The sequence below is a fragment of the bacterium genome, from assembly GCA_031082185.1.
Lineage (GTDB): Bacteria > Sysuimicrobiota > Sysuimicrobiia > Sysuimicrobiales > Humicultoraceae > VGFA01.
In genome coordinates this window covers 155,183-172,667 of sequence record JAVHLI010000001.1, presented here as the reverse complement: position 1 = coordinate 172,667, position 17,485 = coordinate 155,183, and the positions used below count along the sequence as shown (strand labels likewise).

Genomic DNA, 17,485 nt, shown 5'->3' with positions numbered 1-17,485 from the left:
GCTGCCGCACCCTCTCGGGGCCCCCTCGCCCCGGGAGGGCTACGGCCGGGGGCGTCAGATTGAGAAACCTGACCGAGCGGCTTCAGCGCGACCCGTACTTCGGGTACCTGCTGATCATGCCCCTCCTAGTGTGGGCCCTGCTCACGCTGGTTTATCCCCTGGCCGACGCGATCAGGCTGAGCTTCCAGAACGTCGGGTACGTGGGGACTCCGGGGCAGTACGTCGGCTTCGACAACTACTCGAGAATACTGGCCGGGCGTGAGTTCTGGTTCAGCCTGGGCGTCAGCGTGTGGTGGACGGTCCTCAACGTCGTCTTTCAGCTGATGCTGGCACTGGTCTCTGCGCTCGTGCTCAACCAGGAGTTCCGGGGGCGCGAAGTAGTGCGGAACTGGATCATCCTGCCCTGGCTCTTCCCCTCGATAGTGCTGGCCACGATGGGGAAGTGGATCCTGGATCCCACGCTCGGCGTGGTCAACTACCTGTTGCTGGCATCGGGCGCAGTCGACAAGCCCGTATCGTTCCTGGGTTCCCCGCAGATCGCGCTCTACGCCGTCACGGCAGTAAACGTCTGGCGCTGGTTCCCGTTCTTCACGGTCATAATCCTTGCCGCGCTCCAGACGATTCCCAGAGAGCTGCGAGAGGCGGCGGACATGGACGGCGCCGGGTACCTGACCCGCCTGTGGTACGTCGATCTGCCGTCCATAGGCCAGGTCCTGAAGGTCGTCGTCCTGATCGCCTCGCTGTGGGCGGTCAACATCTTCGACGCCATCTGGCTGCTCACGCGCGGCGGCCCCGTGTACAGGACGACAACGCTCTCGATCCTCATCTACTTCAAGGGGTTCCAGGAGTACCGCATAAGCCAGGCGGCCGCGATCTCGCTGCTGATGTTCCTGGTTCTTCTCGCCTACGGCGTCGTCTACATGCGCAGGGTGATGCGGGAAGAGGCGGGCGTGCCCGTATGAAGGCCGTCAAGCTGATCGCGCGCTATATCTCTGTGGCCGCTGTGCTCGCGGTGGTCCTGCTGCCGATGTACTGGGTGGTCATCAGCTCGTTCAAGACGGTGCCCGAACTGACGAGCCCCACGCCGACGTTCTGGCCGCGCACCTTCACGCTCGAGCACTACGTGCGTCTCTTCGAGCAGGTGCCGTTCTTTACGTACTTCCTGAACAGCGTTTATGTGGCGCTCGCCTCGACCGCCATCACGCTCGTGCTGGCCAGCCTGGCGGCGTACAGCGTATACAGGTGCAAGTACCGGGGGCGCGAGTTGCTGTTCCGGACCTTCATCTCGATCTACATCTTCCCGCGGGTGCTGCTGATCATCCCGCTCTACGTGACCTTCACCAAGCTCGGGATCATAGACACGCTGCTCGCGCTCGTGATCGTCAACGTCACGGTCGTGGCACCATTCAGCATCTGGATGCTGAGGGCGTTCTTCACCGGCGTGCCGCTGGATCTCGAGGACGCGGCAATGGTGGATGGGGCGTCCAGACTACAGGTCCTCGTGCGCATCTTCCTGCCGTTGAGCGCTCCCGGGCTCGCGGCGCTGGCCCTCAACTCGTTCCTGATGTCCTGGACGGAGTACTTGTTTGCCGTCGCATTCATCATCAGCGACCGGTACAAGACCCTGCCGGTCGGCATTGCTCACTTCCTCCAGCAGTACTTCATCGACTGGGGGCTGCTGATGTCCAGCTCGGTCATCATAGCGATCCCGCCCATCCTGCTCTTCGCTCTTGCTGGCCGGTGGTTCATCACGGGCCTGACGGCGGGAGCCATCAAGTAGAATTGATCTGGCAGACCGCGCCTCGATCTACCACTCACACAACAGGAGGACCGAAACCATGAGCCAGGTTGCGAGGTACCATCAGATAGTGGCCGCGCTCCTCGACCGGGTGGTCCAGGAGGAGGGCGAGAGCATCAGGAAGGCGGCAGAGGTGCTGGCCGAAGCCCTTGCCACAGACCACCTCATATTCGTGTTCGGCACCGGCGGGCACTCCTACATCGCCGCGGAGGAGATGAGCTGTAGGGCAGGCGGACTGGCGGCCGTCTACCCGATACTCGACCCGGGTGTATCGGTCGCCTTTGGCGCCAGGCGCTCCAGCGCGGTGGAACGGACGCCCGGTTATGCGGGGGCTGTGCTGGGTACTTACCCCATTACGCCGGACGATGTGCTGGTGGTGATCAACGCCTACGGGATCAACTCCTGCACGATAGACGCGGCGCTGTGGGCGCGTGAGCGGGGCATCAAGACCGTCGGGATCACCTCGCCGTTGTTCTCGAAGAGCGTACCGGCGGACCATCCGGCGCGCCATCCTTCGCGGAAGAATCTCTTTGAGGTGGTTGACTACCTGGTAGACAACAAGATGCCCGAGCGCGACGCGGTCCTGGAGTTTCCGGGCATGCAGGCGTGGGTTGCTCCGGTCTCCACGATACTGAACGCCTTCGTCATCCAGGCCATGGTCGGAGAGACCGTCAAGACCCTTCTGGATCGCGGGGTGGCTCCGGCCGTATGGACCAGCGCCAACATACCGGGCGGCGACGTAGCCAACCGGGCACTCTTCGAGAAGTACGCGCCGCGAATAAGGTGGCTGTAGGTGTAGCAGCTGGAATAGAGGTGGCAGTCGGATGAGCGCGCAGGATCTGGCGGTCCGGGGGACCGATACGTGGGGCCAGGCGGTGAGCATTACCATCTCCCAGGGAAAGGTCGGCGCCGTCAGACCGGACGCTACTGGGGACGCAGGCCAGGGCCTGAGGGTGCTGCCCGGCCTGATCGACATCCAGGTCAACGGGTTTAACGGGCACGACTTCAACGCGGCAGGAGCCTCGGTCGCTGACGTAGCGGGCGTTGTCCGGGCTCTCTGGAGGCACGGGGTCACGCGGCTGTGCCCGACCGTCTGCACCCAGAGCCACGAGCACATGCTTGACTCCCTGCGGACGATTGCCAGGGCGTGCGATGAGGAGCCTTGGATCGAGCGGGCCGTGGTCGGGGTTCACGTCGAGGGACCGTACATCTCGCCCGAGGACGGCCCTCGCGGTGCTCATCCAAGAGAGCATGTGCGGCCTCCCAATTGGGATGAGGTGCAGGCCTTTCAGGATGCCGCAGGTGGAAGGATCCGCCTGCTGACCCTTGCGCCGGAACTCCCCGGGGCCATCGATCTGATCGAGCGGCTCTCCCTCGCCGGGATTGTGCCGGCGATCGGGCACACAGGCGCAGGGCGCGCGGACATCCTCGCCGCCGCGAGCGCGGGCGCCCGGCTGTCCACGCACCTGGGAAATGGCTCACACGCCATGATACCCAGGCACCACAACTACATCTGGGAGCAGCTCGCGGCAGATGGCCTCTGGGCGAGCCTGATCGCAGACGGCCACCACCTTCCTCCGTCCGTGATCAAGGTGTTTGTGCGGGCCAAGGGCGTCGAACGTTGCCTGTTGACCAGCGACGCGGTGTGGCTGGCCGGAGGGTCTCCAGGGACCTATCGGTTCCTGGACAGGGAGGTGGAACTCACGCCCGATCGCAGGGTGCGGCTGGTCGGAACAGAGTACCTGGCGGGATCGGCGCTCGATCTGGCAACCGCCGTGGGGAACGTTGTCGCCTTTGCGGGGATAGGCCTGGGCGAGGCTGTCGAGATGGCCTCGCTGCGGCCGGCGCTGCTCCTCGGCCGGACTGATCTGGGACGGCTCGCGCCTGGATGCGCTGGTGATGTCGTCCTGGCGCGCTGGTTGGCTGATGAGGCGCGGCTCGAGGTTGTGCAGACCGTCGCGGGCGGGGAGATCGTCTACCGCGCATAACAGCGGGTCGCGGCGCCGTGCGGGGCGCCGGAACAAATGACCTAGGAGGAGACCGGCGCGTGCGAATCGACCTGCCCTACGGGAGCGGACATCTGCCGCTGGAGGTCGGAGACGACCTCTTGGTTGAGGTCCTCAGGCCCAACACCGTGGAGCTGCGCGAGGACGAAGGGGCGCATCTCGAAGAGGCTCTCGACAACCCGACAGGCTCGCCGCGGCTCGAGCAGATGGCCAGAGCGGGCCAGCAGGTCGCGATCCTTTGCGACGACATCTCCCGCACAACCCCCACAGACCGGATCCTTCCCCTGGTGGTCGACCGCCTGAACCGCGCCGGGGTGCGGGACGGCGACATCCAGATCGTCATGGCGCTGGGAAGCCACCGGCCCATGACGGCCGCGGAGATGGCCCGCAAGGTAGGTAAGAGCCTGCTCAGCCGGATCTCCGTCGTCAACTCTGAGTTCCGCGACAGGTCCCTGATGGTGCGCCTGCCAGGGATCCCGGGAGCGCCTGAGATCTGGATCGACCGGCGCGTCGTGGAGGCCGACTTGCGAGTGGGCGTTGGCGGAATCCTTCCCCATCCCGCGGCCGGGTGGTCGGGGGGAGGTAAGATCATCTTCCCGGGAGTCGCCGGGGAGGAGACCGTGGCGGCCTTCCACCTGATGCACGGCCGCACCCCCCAGAACATGTTCGGGCAGGTCGAGAACCCGGTCCGTAGGGCCATGGAGTCCTGGGTTGCCGAACGGGCGGGGCTGGGGTTCATCGTCAACGTCGCCTTCACTCCGGAGGGCAGGATCTACCGGGCCGTGGCAGGTCACTTCGTCGAGGCTCACCGGCAGGGCGTGGCCCATGCAAGAGAGATCTTCTGTGTGCAGGCCAGACGCAGGGCCGAGATAGTCGTCACCACCTCCCACCCTGCCGACGGCGATCTCTGGCAGGCTGGCAAGGGCTTGCTGGCGGCTGACCTCGCCGCCGCCGCGGGTGGAACCGTCATACTCGTCACGCCCTGCCCCGAAGGGGTGGGCCCGCACCCCCGGTACATCGAGTACCTGTCGGCGGGCGGCCCGGAGGAACTACTCGCGCAGGCCGAAAGGATGCCCGCCTCCGAGCTGCTGCCGCTCTCGGTGGCCGCTGCCAGCCTGCGCATTCGGCAGCGGCTCGACATCGCGCTCGTCTCAGGGGGCATATCGCCACAGCAGGCCCGCCTGTCCAGGATGAGGCCGTTTTCGAGCCCTCAGGCCGCTCTGGATGAGGCGCTGGACCGCCGGGGCCGCGGCGCCCGCATTACCGTGATCACCCACGGCGCCGAGACGATACCGGCGGCGGTTTGAAGCGCCCCGGGCCGGTTGTGGATGGCACGCGGCGCGGCGCAGGGAGAACGGGGGGAATTGCTTGACAGGTCGTCTCAGCAGCGGTTCAATGGTACGGGAATCCTATATGCTATAGGATTCCCGTACGGACGGTGTGCCTGCGTGCAGGTAGTCTCTGAACAGGTCACGGATATCCTCCGGCAACGGATCCTCGAACAGGTCTGGAGGCCGGGCGAGAAGGTACCGATTGATCAGTTCGCCCGGGATCTGGGGGTGAGCCACACCCCCATCCGCGAGGCCCTTGGCCGGCTACAGGGTGAGGGTCTCGTGGTCTACCGCAGGAATCAAGGTTACTACGTCATGTCTCTCTCCGCGCGCGACCTCCACGAGATGCTGGACTGCCGGCTGATTCTTGAGGTCTTCGCCGCGCGGCAGATCAATTCGGTTCCCGACAGGCTCGTCGGCAGGTTGGAAGAGATCCACTCGCGCTTCTGCAGCGCGATGGCCGCGAGAGAGTACATGGAAAACAACGCGGCCGACCGCGAGTTCCACGATACGATCGTCGCGGCGTCCGGGAACTCGCTCCTGCTGCGGCTCTTCAGGTCGATGAACTCGCACATGCACACCCTGCGCCTTTTCTACTTTCAGAAGCAAACGCGGCTCCAGGAACTCGATCAGACGTTCCGGGAGCACGACGGGATCCTATCCGCCTTCCAGAGGCGAAACAGCTCCGAGGCTGCGGACGCCCTGGCCGATCACCTGCGCAGCGTGAAGAGGCGCGCCGAGGTTCTGACACCGCTGGTTTCACTGCCCGCCGAAGGCAATCTGCGAACAGATAGGGGTGGAAGCGATGAGCGCCGCTGAACGCTACTTCCAGACCGTGACCGAGATCATGCAGGCCGTCATGGAATGCGAACAGGACGCGATGAGCGCGGCTGCGGACTTACTGATCGAGAAGATCCAGGAAGACCGCGTGATCCACGTCTTCGGCACCGGAGGGCATTCCATAATGGGTGCCATGGAGATGTTCCAGCGCGCCGGAGGCCTGTATCCGATAAACGGCATCTTCCCGCCAGGCATCTCGGTGACAGACAGCCGCCCAAGCACGGAGCGACTGGTCGGGTACGTTCCGGCGATCTTCAACCACTACGGCGTTGGCGCTGGCGACGTCATTATCATCATCAACGTCAACGGCATCAACGCGGTGACCATAGACTCCGCCATTGAGGCAAGAGCCCGGGGGGCTAAGGTAATCGCGGTCACATCCCGGGAGTTCGCCGAGGGTGTGCCGCCGGACACGCTGGCCCGCCACCCCAGCAAGCAGAACCTGTGTGACCTGGCGGACGTGGTCATCGATTGCCACATCCCTCCCGGAGACGCGCTACTGGACATACCCGGGGTGGAGCACAAGGTCGCCTCCGGCTCGACTTTTCCGGTCGTGCTGATCGTCAACTGCCTGGTGGCGCTCGTTGTCGAGCGCATGGCAGAAAGGGGGATCGAGCCGCTGGTTCGTTACAGCGCGAACCTGTCCGGCGGAAGAGAGCGGAGCCTTCGGATACAGGAACGGTACCGGGGGAGGGTCATCCATCAGTACTAGCAAGGAGAGTTCCGTTTCCACAACGCCTCCGACCCATCGGGGCAGGTGGCCCTGGGGCAGGCGCCTGAGCCCCGAGGTGGCCACGGCTTACGCGTTTGTGGCACCCGCGGTGGTGCTGCTCCTCGTGCTCGTCGGGTACCCGTTCCTGCTCGCCCTCTACCTGGCCACCAGTGATGCTGTGATCGGTGACATGGGCCGGTTTGTGGGCCTGGGGCAGTTCGCGAGGCTGATCCATCAGGAGATCTTCCAGCAGGCTCTGAAGAACACGGCGATCTACACCACGACGGCCGTGGTGGCCAAGGTCGTCCTGGGAATGGCCCTGGCGCTCGTGCTGGCAGGATTGGGCCGCCACCGCCTGCCCGGGAGTCGCCTGATAAGAGCGGCGATACTCCTGCCTTGGATAGTGCCCACGGCCCTCAGCACCGTGGCCTGGAAGTGGATGTTCGAGCCCCAGTTCAGCGTCATCAACTGGGTCCTGGTCCGGCTGGGCGCCATCGCCTATGTATCGGACCTGCAGTGGCTCGGCGAGGCCCACCTGGCGCGGGTCGCGGTGATTATCGTCAACGTCTGGCGTGGGATCCCGTTCTTCGCGATAAACCTGCTTGCTGGCCTGCTGTCCATCCCGGACGAGCTCTACGAAGCGGCGGAGACGGACGGGGCCAACGTGTTCACGCGGTTCTGGCTGATCACCGTTCCCCTGCTCCGGCCCGTGCTGGCAACCGTCGTCCTGTTCTCGCTCATCATGACGATCAGCGACTTCAACATCGTGTACGTGCTCACGCGCGGAGGCCCAATCAACAGCACGCACCTGCTGGCCACCCTGGCGCACCAAACCGGGTTGATCACCGGCGAGATCGGGCGCGGGGCCGCGACCTCGCTGTTTATGCTGCCCTTCCTCATGGTCATCGTGTTCTACCAGATGCGGCTGATGAGGAGAAAGTGGGAATGGTAGGCCGCCAGGCACGCCGGCCCGCGGCTTACTACCTAGCCGTCCTTCCCTTTGTAGTCCTCCTGCTGTTCCCGTTCTACTGGATGGTCGTGACCTCGCTGAAGCAGAACGCCGAGCTATACGACCTCAAGGCCATCCCGTTCTGGTTCCGATCCAGCCCCACGTTGGAGCACTACCGGTTCCTGTTCGAGCGGACCGCGTTTGCCACGTGGATGGTCAACACCGCCGTGGTCGCGGTGCTGTCAACGGCGATCGCGGTCGTCATAAGCATCCTGGCGGGCTACGCGCTGGCTAGGTTGCGGTTCCGCGGGGGCGAGACCTTGGGGGGGGTGATCTTCGCGGTATACCTTGTCCCCACGACGCTGCTGTTCATCCCGCTGTCGCAGGTCATCCGAATCCTAAACCTGGGGGACACGCGGTGGTCGCTGGTTGTCTCGTACCCAACGTTCCTGGTTCCGTTCGCGACGTGGCTGCTGATGAGCTACTTCCGCACAATCCCAAAGGAGCTGGAGGAGAGCGCGCTGATCGACGGGTGCAGCTACCTTGGCGCCCTTATCCGTATCATCCTGCCCACGGCGATCCCAGGCGTCCTCACGGCCACGCTGTTCGCATTCACGCTGTCGTGGAATGAGTTCATCTACGCCGTGACCTTCGTGAGCTCAACGGCGCAGAAGACGCTCGGGCCGGGGGTCGTCACCGAGTTGATCCGCGGCGACGTGTATTACTGGGGAGAGCTTATGGCCGGCGCGGTCCTCGGCTCGGTTCCGATAGCCGTCATCTACGCGTTCCTATTAGACTACTACATATCGGGCCTGACCGCTGGTGCTATCAAGTGAGACAGTGGGATGGAACATCACGGAAGTCCAGTATGAAGCCTGAACTGTGCCTCGGGACTAAGAAGGATCAAGAGCACAAAGGGAGGAGATGCAAATGGCAACGAGATTGACCAGACGGCAGTTAGTGGGGACGGCTGCCGCGGCAGGGGCCGCATACGGCCTTGGGCTAGCCAGCCGTTTCCCGCAGATAGCCCTAGGGCAGGAGCGGGAGATGAGCATCCTGATGTTCAGCTCCTTCGTCTCGGCAAACGATGAGGAGCTTCGCCGGCAGGCGGCCGAGTTCGGCAGGCGTGCCGGCGTCAAGATCACGGTTGACTTCGTCTCAATCCCAGAGATGGCGGCCAAGCACGCCGCAGAGGTGTCTGCCCAGCGTGGCCACGACATAGTCAGCCTCGAGAACCTCCAGACGGCGATGATCGAGCCTCAGCTCGTCGACCTCGACGACATCAACGACGAGATCATCAAGCGCTGGGGGGCGTGGCATCCCGTCGCGAAGCAGGCGTGCTTCCTCAACGGCCGATGGAAGGCGGTGCCCAGGATGACCGTCGCCTTCCACGGCACCTACAGGGAGGACTACTTCAAGCAGGTCGGGGAGCCGCACCCGGCAAGCTGGGCCGACGTCATGCGCGCCGCTAAGAAGCTGCGCGGGATCGACCGGCCCATCGGATTCCCTATCAGCCAGTGCGGCGATGCAAACAACACGCTTTATCAGCTGCACTGGTCGTACGGAGGGAAGATAGCCACGCCGGACGGCCAGATTGCCATCGAGTCGCCGGAAACCGAGCAGGCGATAGCCTACGTCCAGGAGATCTTCCCGCAGATGGACCGCGAGATCCTGGCGTGGGACAACGCGGGCAACAACCGCTTCATACTCTCGGGCCGCGGCTCCTGGACGCTGAATCCCAGTAGCGTCTACGTAACGGCCAAGCGCACGAACCCCGATATCGCGGTGAACATCAACCACCACGGCGCGCTTCTCGGCCCCAAGGGACGGTTCGGCATGGGCGACTTCTATAGCTTCGGAATCTGGAAGTTCGCCAGGAACAAGGAAGCGGCGAAGGACTTCCTGCGCTTCTTCTACGAAGAGGAGAACCAGAACCGCTACATCGAGACCGGAGGCGGGTTCAACATGCCGGCGCACCCGAAGTTCGACCGCCATCCTGTGTGGCGGATCGACCCCAAGCTCCAGGGCATCATCGGGTATACGAAGTGGCAGAAGCTGACCGGCTGGCCAGCACCGGCGGACCGGCGCGCCCAGGCCGCGTACGCAACGTTCGTGCTGCCGAACATGTTCGCGCAGGTAGTCACCGGGAAGATGAAGCCAAAGGAAGCCATGCAGTGGGCCACCCGGCAGCTGCGTGACATCGGCTACAAATAGGAGGACAGAGGCGTGGCAGCAACTGCACCGATGGACCGTTTCTACGAATCATGCATCACTATTCTCGAGCGCGTCAGAAGCGAGGAGCGCGGCAACCTCGGCCGCGCAGCCGACTTGATCGCGGAGAAGATGCTCAAGGGCGAGCTTGTGCACGTCTTCGGCACCGGCGGGCACTCGGTCATGGGCGCCATGGAGCTCTTCTGGAGAGCGGGCGGGCTTGCAGCATGGAACCCCCTGTTCCCGCCCGGGATCGCAAACCTGGAGGGCCACCCGAATACCGAAAGGGTGGTTGGCTTCGCGCAACACGTCCTTGACTACTACCGCGTCAAGCAGGGGGACCTGCTGGTGCTGATCAACGTGAACGGCATCAACGCGGTCACGATCGACACGGCACTGGAGTGCCGGAAGCGGGGCGTGACGGTAATCGCCGTGACTTCACGTGAGTTCGCCGAGGGGGTCACGCCGGGTATCCCGGCAAGGCACCCGAGCAACCAGAACCTCTGTGACCTCGCGGACGTCGTAATCGACGCCCACGTTCCACCCGGAGACGCCGTGGTGGACATAGACGGCTTCGACCGGAAGGTGGCCTCGGTCTCCACCGTGATAAACGTCTACATCGTCCAGTCGCTCGTCGCCGAGGTGGTGGACCGGATCGTTAAGACCGGGGAAGCCCCGGAGGTCTGGTACAGCGGGAACATGGCCGGCGCCGACAAGATCAACGCGCCGTTCCACGCTAAGTACTACTCAAGGGTCAAGCATCTCTAGCGTCCGCGGTGAGTGAAGGGCCGCAGAGGGGGCGTCTGCCCGGCGCCCCTTCTGCATGGCCTCCAAGGGGACACAGCGATGAACACACAGGTCATGGCCGTGGTCGGAGGGCGGGTGTTGACTCCCTTCCGGGAGATCCCCGAGGGTGTGGTGATCGTGAGGAACGGACGCATCGAGGCGGTAGGGCCGGCAACGAGCCTGGCCATCCCTCCGGACGCCCACCGCGTCATCGCCGCCGGGCATACCGTCGTCCCGGGGTTCGTGGACATCCACGTTCACGGGGGAGCAGGGGCCGACTTCATGGATGCATCAGTTGAGTCGGCCGAGATCATCTGCGCCTTTCACGCCAGGGGCGGCACGACATCGCTGCTGGCGACGCTGCGCACCGCCCCAGTTGACGAGATCATCCGGGCCTTGGCCGTGCTGCGCCAGTTGGCCGACCAGACGCGTGCAGACGCAGATGTTGCCGGCGTGCACATAGAGGGGCCGTACTTCGCGCCGACAGAGGCCGGGGCCCAGCCCCCCAGTGCCATGAAGGACCCCAATCCGGAGGAGTGGTCGCGCCTGCTGGATTACGCTGACATCGTGCGGCGCATGTCGGTGGCCCCTGAACTGTCTCGTGCCCTTGAGCTCGGGCGGGAGCTCGTGGCCCGGGGGATTGTGGCTTCCATCGGGCACACGGCCGCCACCTTTGATGAGGTGGTCGCGGCCGTCGAGGCGGGCTTCACCCATGTCACCCATATGTACTCCAGCATGTCGGGCCTCCGGCGGGTGCAGGCCTTTCGGATTCCTGGCGTCATCGAGGCCACACTTCTGCTGGACGAGCTCTCCACGGAGATGATCGCGGACGGCAGGCATCTTCCGGCAAGTCTGATGCGGCTCATCATCAAGGCTAAGGGGCTCGACCGCCTGTGCGTCTGTACGGACGCCGTACGGGTGGCGGGCTTCCCGCCCGGGGAGCACACATGGGCTGGCCGCAAAGTGCTCGTCGAGGATGACGTGGCCAAACTGCCCGATCGCAGCTTCTTTGCCGGGAGTATCGCCACCATGGACCGGTGTGTCCGGACCATGGTGCACGAGGTCGGCCTTCCCCTCTTGGACGCAGTGAAACTGGCAACCATCAACCCTGCCCGGTTCGTGCACCTTGATGGCGATCGCGGCAGTCTTGCGCCAGGCAAGCGCGCAGACCTGGTCGTGCTGGACGGAGAATTGACCGTCCGGTGGACGATCGTGGGAGGACGCGTGGTCCATGGTCCTGAGGCCCCACCTCCAGAAACCGTCGCAAGGTCGTCCTGACAGCAAGGCGGCCAGTAGTAGTCCCTCTGTGGCACTGCTGGCCGGGACACGCGGAATCGCCGTCATCGAGGATGCGGCGCAGGCTCACGGCTCCGAGTGGCGAAGAGTGTGGGTTGGGACGATCGGCGATCGCTGCAATGCCTCAACGACCAGATTGCCCTGCGCGCCGAGAACGCCGCCCGCCTAGACGCACTGCTGCGAGAGGTTGAGGGCATCGAGCCTTTGACAACCCCACCGCAGGCCACCCGACACGCGCGCTACCTGTACGTCTTCAAGCACAGGGCCGAGGCGTTCGGAGGTTTACCAAAGCCGCGGTTCACAGAGCGCGCCGGTGTAAAGATCGCCTGCGACCACGAGGGACTCCTGTAGGAGATCCTGCCCAGTGCGCCTGGGTTGCGCAACAACCGTCATCACCCCACCTCCGGGAACCCCCCTCGCGGGTTTCGACGCCAGGAAGAAAGGCGCACGCGGGGTCCACGACGACCTCTGCGCGCGGGCGCTCGTCCTGGAAGATGCCGGGCAGCGCATCGCCCTTGTGGTCTGCGATCTCTGCGACCTCGACGCCGGGTTCGTCAGAGAGGCCCGGCGCCGCATCCAGAAGAGGACCGGAATTCCCGCGGCATCGGCCGTGCTCGCGGCCACGCACACCCACGCCGCACCCGCGACCTTCGCCCTCTACAGCCTTCCACCCGACCCGGGGTGGCTCGATGATCTGGCCGACAGGGTGGCCGATGCAGTGGCGTCCGCGGTCCGGGACCTGACGCCTGCGACGCTCGCCCTGGCGTTGGGCAGCGAGAACTCGGTCGGCCGGAACCGAAGGCGCCACGACGGCCTGGTTGACCCCACGGTGACCGTGCTGCGGGCCGAGCGGACCGGTGTGCCTCCGGCGTTCCTCCTCCACTACGCCTGCCACCCCACTGTGCTGGGACCCGACAACCTGATGATCTCGCGCGATTATGTCGGGTTCGCCGTTGACGCGGTGGAACACGGCACCGGTGGCTGGGTGATGTTTGCCAACGGAGCGTGCGGCGACATCAACGTGGGACACTCGGCCGACCGTTCGGCGCTAGGGCTACCGATCCCCGGCCGGACGTTCGAGCGGGCCGAGGAGCTGGGTCTGCGGCTTGCCGGGGAGGCCGCTCGAGCCTTAACCGACGCAAGGCCAGTCGCAGGCCGGCGCACGCCGGACCACGGGATGCTCGCGGCGGGCCGGCGATCCCTGTTAGTCCCGCTACGGCCGACACCCCCTCTTGAACAGGCGCGCGCGCAGGTGCTTGCCTGTCGACGCCGCCTGGAGGCGCTGGAGGCAGCCGGCGCCGGCGAGGAGACCGTGACCTCCGCCCGCCTCGAGCTTCTCTACGCGGAGCTGGCCCTAAGTTGGGTCGAGCAGCGCGCGGGGGCCGGGGGCGCGAGGGCCGCGGGCGCAGGAGCGGAGGAGGAAACCACCGAGGTGGCGGCGTTCGCCGTCGGCGAAGTCGCCCTCATAGGGCTCCCGGGAGAGTTCTTCGCCGAATCGGGCCTGCGCCTCCAGAACCGGTCGCCTTTCAAGCACACCATCGTCATCGGATACGCCAACGGCGGCATCGGCTATGTGCCCCCGGTCTCGGCCTTTGCCGAGGGCGGCTACGAGACCCGCCTGGCGCCGTGGAGCAGGGTGGCTCCGGAGGCGGAGGGCCTGATCCTCGACGCCGCCGAAAACCTGCTCGATGACCTCTGGGACCGGCAGGACGAGCGTCCGGGTTGATGAAGACCTGTATCAGGAGGGAGGGATCATGAAGATGAACCGATTGCCTATGGCCTGGCTTTGCGGGTGCGTGGTTGTCGTCGTCTTGGCGGCGATGGCCCCGGCCACCGTGGCCCAGGAGCCCCGAGTGGTCGTCTACTCATCGGCAGGCGCAGAGATCGGCGAAGAACTCGCCGCCGCGTTCATGAAGCGGAACCCCGGAATCAAGGTCGAGTCTATCTACGCCGGCACCGGCGTCGTCTGGACGCGCGTGCGGGCTGAGGCAGCCCGGCCCCAGGGCGACGTCTGCATGTGCGGCGGCAGCGAGAACTTCGACATCAACTACGAGTTCCTCGAGACGTACCGGAGCAACCAAGATGCCGACATCCCCGCGGAGTACAAGGATCCCCGCGGGCCGCGCTACTACGGAATGAGCCTGCCCATACAGGTCATCATCATCAACAGCAAGCTGGTCCCTCGCAAAGACTACCCCCGGGGCTGGAGGGACCTGGCCGATCCCAAGTGGAAGGGCAAGATCATCTGGGCCAACCCGCGGATCTCCGCCTCGGCCTATGCCCAGCTATTCCAGTTGATCAAGATAGGCGGCTGGGACCTGGTGAAGGCAGTACTTGCCAACGCGGTCATCACCCCGTCGTCCGGTTTGGCCTACCAGGGCGTCGCCGACGGCGAGTTCCTCATCGGCATGACCGGTGAGGGCAACGTCTATGACCTGAAGAAGAAGGGTTACCCGGTGGACGGGGTCTACCCCGTCGAGGGCACCGGGCTTCGCTTTGACGCGACCGGGCTTATCAAGGGATGCCCGAATCCCGGCTCGGCGCGCCTCTTCTATGACTTCGCCAACAGCCGCGATGCGCACCTCATCTATACACGTGTCGGTAGCCGGCGCAGCGTGCGGCCCGACGTACCTACGCCGCAGGGCATGCCCCCGACCTCGAGGATCAATCTGGTCCCGTACGATGCGGTGAAGGCCGGGAAGGACCGGGGGATCAATCTCATCATCTTCGACGAGATGATGGCCAAACGGTGAAGGTGCCATCCACCAAGCTGGGCGTTGAGGGAGTCCGCAAGGTCTTCGGCGACGGCCCGTCTCAAGTGGTCGCCGCCGACGACGTCGGATTCGATGTGCGCGACGGCGAGCTGTTCACGCTCCTGGGACCCAGCGGCTGCGGCAAGACCACAACGCTGCGGCTGGTCGCCGGACTGGAGCGGCCGGATGCCGGCCGGATCGTCTTCGAGGGGCTGGACTGGACGCCGCTGCCGCCCTTCCGGCGCAGCATCGGCATGGTGTTCCAGAGCTACGCGCTCTTCCCTCACATGAGCGTATTCGAGAACGTGGCCTACGGGCTGCGGGTGAGGAAGACCTCCAGGCGGGAGATCGGACGGCTCGTGGACGAGGCCATCGAAATGGTCGGGCTGGCCGGTACCCGGGCCCGCAGGCCCGGGCAGCTCTCTGGCGGGCAGCAGCAGCGTGTCGCGCTCGCCCGGGCGCTGGTCTACCACCCCAAACTGCTGCTGCTGGACGAGCCGCTCTCAAACTTGGACGCCAAGCTCCGCGTCTATATGCGCGGCGAGATCAAGCGCATCCAGCGGCAGGCCGGAATCTGCGCGGTCTACGTCACGCACGATCAGGAGGAAGCCCTTTCCATCTCCGACCGCATCGCCGTGATGCAGGCCGGGCGCATCGCACAGGTGGGCACGCCCGCGGAGATCTACGAGCAGCCCGCCTCCACCTTCGTCGCCGACTTCGTGGGCAAGGCGAATTTCCTGGAGTGCACGGTGCTGGAGCGCGACGGCGAGGCCTGCATCATCCGCTGCGGCGACGCGCGCCTCCGCGCCATGACGGCGACAGGCAGCCCGCCCATGCCCGCAGGGACAGAGGGACTGCTCTTCTTCCGGCCCGAGCGCGCGGTGATCTCCCCTGTTCGAGAGGGCGCCGCCGGCCTGCCGGCGCGCGTTAGGGATATTGAGTACCTGGGCAGCCTGGTCCGCTACACCCTCTCCGGCGCGGGGGGCTGGACGGTGCTGGTGGACGCACCGCCCATCGGCGGCATCCGGCAGGTGGGGGAGGAAGTTCTCATCACCCTGGCCGCGGATCACGCCCAGGTGTTTCCGAAGGGATCGCGCTGATGGCGACGATTGCGGCTCCGAGGGTGCGGCCCCGCCGCGCCTTTGATCTGAGCACGGCGGCGATCCTCCTGCTGGTGGTGGGTATCCTGGGGCTGCTGATCGTCTACCCGCTGTCGCGCGTGTTGCTGCTCAGCTTCATCAAGCCGGGCGATCCGGTCTCGCCGGCCCATCTCACGCTGGCCAACTTCTCACGGTTCTTCACAAGCGGCCTCTACCAGAAAGCCCTGGTGAACTCGCTGGTGGCCAGCGGCACGACCGTGCTGGCGAGCCTTGTGCTGGGCATTCCGCTCGCCTACATCCTGGCCCGCGTAAAGGTTCCATTCCGGGAAGCGCTCATCTCGCTGGCAACGCTGCCGCTGATCCTCCCGCCCTTCGTGGGCGCCTACTCCTGGATACTCCTCCTGGGCCGGCAGGGCGCGCTGACCTCCTTGATTCGAGAGGGTCTGGGAATCCATCTGCCGAGCATCATCGGGCCGTTCGGGGTCATCGTGACGATGTCGCTCTCCTATTACCCGTTCGTTTTGCTGCCGCTGCTCGGAGCTCTTTCCTCCGCGGACCCGCACGTGGAGGAGAGCGCGCTGACGCTTGGCGCCTCCCCGTTGCGGCGGATCCTGACCGTCACGCTGCCCCTGGCACTGCCGACCATTGGTGCCGGCGCAATCATCGTGTTCATGCGGGCGATCGGGAACTTTGGGGTCCCGGCGCTGCTGGGCGGGGAGTTCTACGTCCTGCCAACACTGGTCTACTTTGAGGTCACCGGCAGCTTCAATCTGCACGGCGCGGGCGCGATCGCGTTGGTGAGCACCCTGTTTTCGATCGGCTCGCTGCTGGCGCTGCGCTACATCACCGGGAAGGGCGGGTTCGTCACGATCACCTCGCAGGCACGCCAGATGACGCAGAGCAGCCACCCGGCGGCCCGGTGGCTGGGCTTTGGTTTCTGCGCCGCGGTGATCGGCATCTCGCTCCTGCCGCATCTCACAGTGCTGCTGGCGTCGTTCGCCGAGCGGTGGGCCGGAACACCCCTGCCCACCGCCTACTCGTTGATCAATTACCGCAAGGCGTTCACTCTCTCGATGGACGCGATACGCAACAGTCTGGTGCTGGCCGTCGGGACGACCGTAATCTGCATGATCGTAGGGTCGCTGATGGCCCATGTGGCCGCGCGCAAGCGGATCCCGGGCAGGTGGTTGATGGACATCACGATCATGCTGCCGTTCGTGCTTCCTGGGATCATGGTGGGCGTGGCGATCCTCGTGGCGTTCATCGTTCCTCCCTTCGAGCTCGCGGGCACCGGAACGATCTTGATGATCGCCTACTTCATCCGGCGTCTGCCGTACACGTTCCGGTCCACCTACGCCTCGCTCACCCAGACCGACATCGCGCTCGAAGAGGCGTCGCTGACCTGCGGCGCCAACCAGACCACCACCTTCCGCCGGGTCACGCTACCGTTGATCACGCCGGCAATCGCCGCCGGGGCCACGATCACCTTTGCCACGCTGCTCGGGGAACTGACCACCACGCTCCTGCTGTACTCGGCCCGGTGGAAGACGATCTCGGTCAAGATATTCGAGTTTGTCAGCTACGACCAGACAGGGCCGGCCTCGGCACTGGGCGCCCTCCTGGTCGCCGCCGTCCTGGTCACCGTCTACGTCGCCAACCGCCTCTCCGGCAGAAACCTCACTTCGGCGCTGGGATAGCCATCG

Annotated in this window: 17 protein-coding genes; all 17 read left to right on the top strand. The window is 65.2% G+C overall.

Annotation, left to right across the window (positions count from 1 at the left end):
• The first annotated feature begins 59 nt into the window (after positions 1 to 59).
• The 17 genes from RDU83_00825 to RDU83_00745 all read left to right on the top strand — a co-directional run bounded on the left by RDU83_00825 (position 60) and on the right by RDU83_00745 (position 17,479).
• The gene (locus RDU83_00825; GenBank protein MDQ7839551.1) at positions 60 to 962 is read left to right on the top strand and encodes a sugar ABC transporter permease; all 903 of its coding nucleotides are present in this window, start codon (positions 60 to 62) and stop codon (positions 960 to 962) included.
• On the top strand, positions 959 to 1,780 hold the full coding sequence (locus RDU83_00820) for a carbohydrate ABC transporter permease (protein MDQ7839550.1): 822 nt from the start codon (positions 959 to 961) through the stop codon (positions 1,778 to 1,780). Before RDU83_00825 ends, RDU83_00820 begins: the two co-directional genes overlap by 4 nt.
• 58 nt (positions 1,781 to 1,838) lie before the next feature.
• Positions 1,839 to 2,591 carry an SIS domain-containing protein gene (locus tag RDU83_00815; GenBank protein MDQ7839549.1) on the top strand — a complete coding sequence of 251 codons (753 nt, stop codon included), beginning with the start codon at positions 1,839 to 1,841 and terminating at the stop codon, positions 2,589 to 2,591.
• Positions 2,592 to 2,622: 31 nt separating this feature from the next.
• Positions 2,623 to 3,786, top strand: coding sequence for an amidohydrolase family protein (locus tag RDU83_00810; protein MDQ7839548.1), 1,164 nt, complete (start codon positions 2,623 to 2,625; stop codon positions 3,784 to 3,786).
• 59 nt (positions 3,787 to 3,845) lie between these two features.
• The gene (gene larA, locus RDU83_00805; protein ID MDQ7839547.1) at positions 3,846 to 5,111 is read left to right on the top strand and encodes a nickel-dependent lactate racemase; all 1,266 of its coding nucleotides are present in this window, start codon (positions 3,846 to 3,848) and stop codon (positions 5,109 to 5,111) included.
• A 141-nt stretch (positions 5,112 to 5,252) separates the two neighbouring features.
• The gene (locus RDU83_00800; GenBank protein ID MDQ7839546.1) at positions 5,253 to 5,954 is read left to right on the top strand and encodes a GntR family transcriptional regulator; all 702 of its coding nucleotides are present in this window, start codon (positions 5,253 to 5,255) and stop codon (positions 5,952 to 5,954) included.
• Positions 5,941 to 6,687, top strand: a complete 747-nt coding sequence (locus RDU83_00795) for a sugar isomerase domain-containing protein (GenBank protein MDQ7839545.1) — start codon at positions 5,941 to 5,943, stop codon at positions 6,685 to 6,687. Before RDU83_00800 ends, RDU83_00795 begins: the two co-directional genes overlap by 14 nt.
• A 76-nt stretch (positions 6,688 to 6,763) precedes the next feature.
• Positions 6,764 to 7,639, top strand: coding sequence for a sugar ABC transporter permease (locus tag RDU83_00790; GenBank protein MDQ7839544.1), 876 nt, complete (start codon positions 6,764 to 6,766; stop codon positions 7,637 to 7,639).
• Entirely contained in the window at positions 7,633 to 8,472 is an 840-nt protein-coding gene (locus tag RDU83_00785) for a carbohydrate ABC transporter permease (protein MDQ7839543.1), read from the top strand. Before RDU83_00790 ends, RDU83_00785 begins: the two co-directional genes overlap by 7 nt.
• 94 nt (positions 8,473 to 8,566) lie before the next feature.
• Positions 8,567 to 9,850: an ABC transporter substrate-binding protein gene (locus RDU83_00780; protein MDQ7839542.1), complete on the top strand. Its 1,284-nt coding sequence runs from the start codon at positions 8,567 to 8,569 to the stop codon at positions 9,848 to 9,850.
• 12 nt (positions 9,851 to 9,862) lie between these two features.
• Positions 9,863 to 10,615: an SIS domain-containing protein gene (locus RDU83_00775; protein ID MDQ7839541.1), complete on the top strand. Its 753-nt coding sequence runs from the start codon at positions 9,863 to 9,865 to the stop codon at positions 10,613 to 10,615.
• A 78-nt stretch (positions 10,616 to 10,693) separates the two neighbouring features.
• A complete protein-coding gene (gene nagA / locus RDU83_00770) occupies positions 10,694 to 11,911 on the top strand; it encodes an N-acetylglucosamine-6-phosphate deacetylase (GenBank protein ID MDQ7839540.1) in 1,218 nt (405 codons plus the stop codon).
• A 96-nt stretch (positions 11,912 to 12,007) separates the two neighbouring features.
• Entirely contained in the window at positions 12,008 to 12,280 is a 273-nt protein-coding gene (locus RDU83_00765; protein MDQ7839539.1) for a hypothetical protein, read from the top strand.
• Between the two features lie 13 nt (positions 12,281 to 12,293).
• Positions 12,294 to 13,655, top strand: a complete 1,362-nt coding sequence (locus RDU83_00760; GenBank protein ID MDQ7839538.1) for a neutral/alkaline non-lysosomal ceramidase N-terminal domain-containing protein — start codon at positions 12,294 to 12,296, stop codon at positions 13,653 to 13,655.
• A 28-nt stretch (positions 13,656 to 13,683) separates the two neighbouring features.
• A complete protein-coding gene (locus tag RDU83_00755; GenBank protein ID MDQ7839537.1) occupies positions 13,684 to 14,682 on the top strand; it encodes an extracellular solute-binding protein in 999 nt (332 codons plus the stop codon).
• Positions 14,679 to 15,782, top strand: coding sequence for an ABC transporter ATP-binding protein (locus RDU83_00750; GenBank protein ID MDQ7839536.1), 1,104 nt, complete (start codon positions 14,679 to 14,681; stop codon positions 15,780 to 15,782). The genes RDU83_00755 and RDU83_00750 overlap by 4 nt, the downstream gene beginning before the upstream one ends.
• Positions 15,782 to 17,479: an iron ABC transporter permease gene (locus RDU83_00745; GenBank protein ID MDQ7839535.1), complete on the top strand. Its 1,698-nt coding sequence runs from the start codon at positions 15,782 to 15,784 to the stop codon at positions 17,477 to 17,479. The genes RDU83_00750 and RDU83_00745 overlap by 1 nt, the downstream gene beginning before the upstream one ends.
• Positions 17,480 to 17,485: the final 6 nt, after the last annotated feature.

Coding starts and splice junctions, on each gene's coding strand:
- RDU83_00820 (MDQ7839550.1), top strand. CDS start 959: ATGAAGGCCGTCAAGCTGATCGCGCGCTATATCTCTGTGGCCGCTGTG.
- RDU83_00815 (MDQ7839549.1), top strand. CDS start 1,839: ATGAGCCAGGTTGCGAGGTACCATCAGATAGTGGCCGCGCTCCTCGAC.
- RDU83_00810 (MDQ7839548.1), top strand. CDS start 2,623: ATGAGCGCGCAGGATCTGGCGGTCCGGGGGACCGATACGTGGGGCCAG.
- RDU83_00795 (MDQ7839545.1), top strand. CDS start 5,941: ATGAGCGCCGCTGAACGCTACTTCCAGACCGTGACCGAGATCATGCAG.
- RDU83_00785 (MDQ7839543.1), top strand. CDS start 7,633: ATGGTAGGCCGCCAGGCACGCCGGCCCGCGGCTTACTACCTAGCCGTC.
- RDU83_00780 (MDQ7839542.1), top strand. CDS start 8,567: ATGGCAACGAGATTGACCAGACGGCAGTTAGTGGGGACGGCTGCCGCG.
- nagA (MDQ7839540.1), top strand. CDS start 10,694: ATGAACACACAGGTCATGGCCGTGGTCGGAGGGCGGGTGTTGACTCCC.
- RDU83_00755 (MDQ7839537.1), top strand. CDS start 13,684: ATGAAGATGAACCGATTGCCTATGGCCTGGCTTTGCGGGTGCGTGGTT.
- RDU83_00745 (MDQ7839535.1), top strand. CDS start 15,782: ATGGCGACGATTGCGGCTCCGAGGGTGCGGCCCCGCCGCGCCTTTGAT.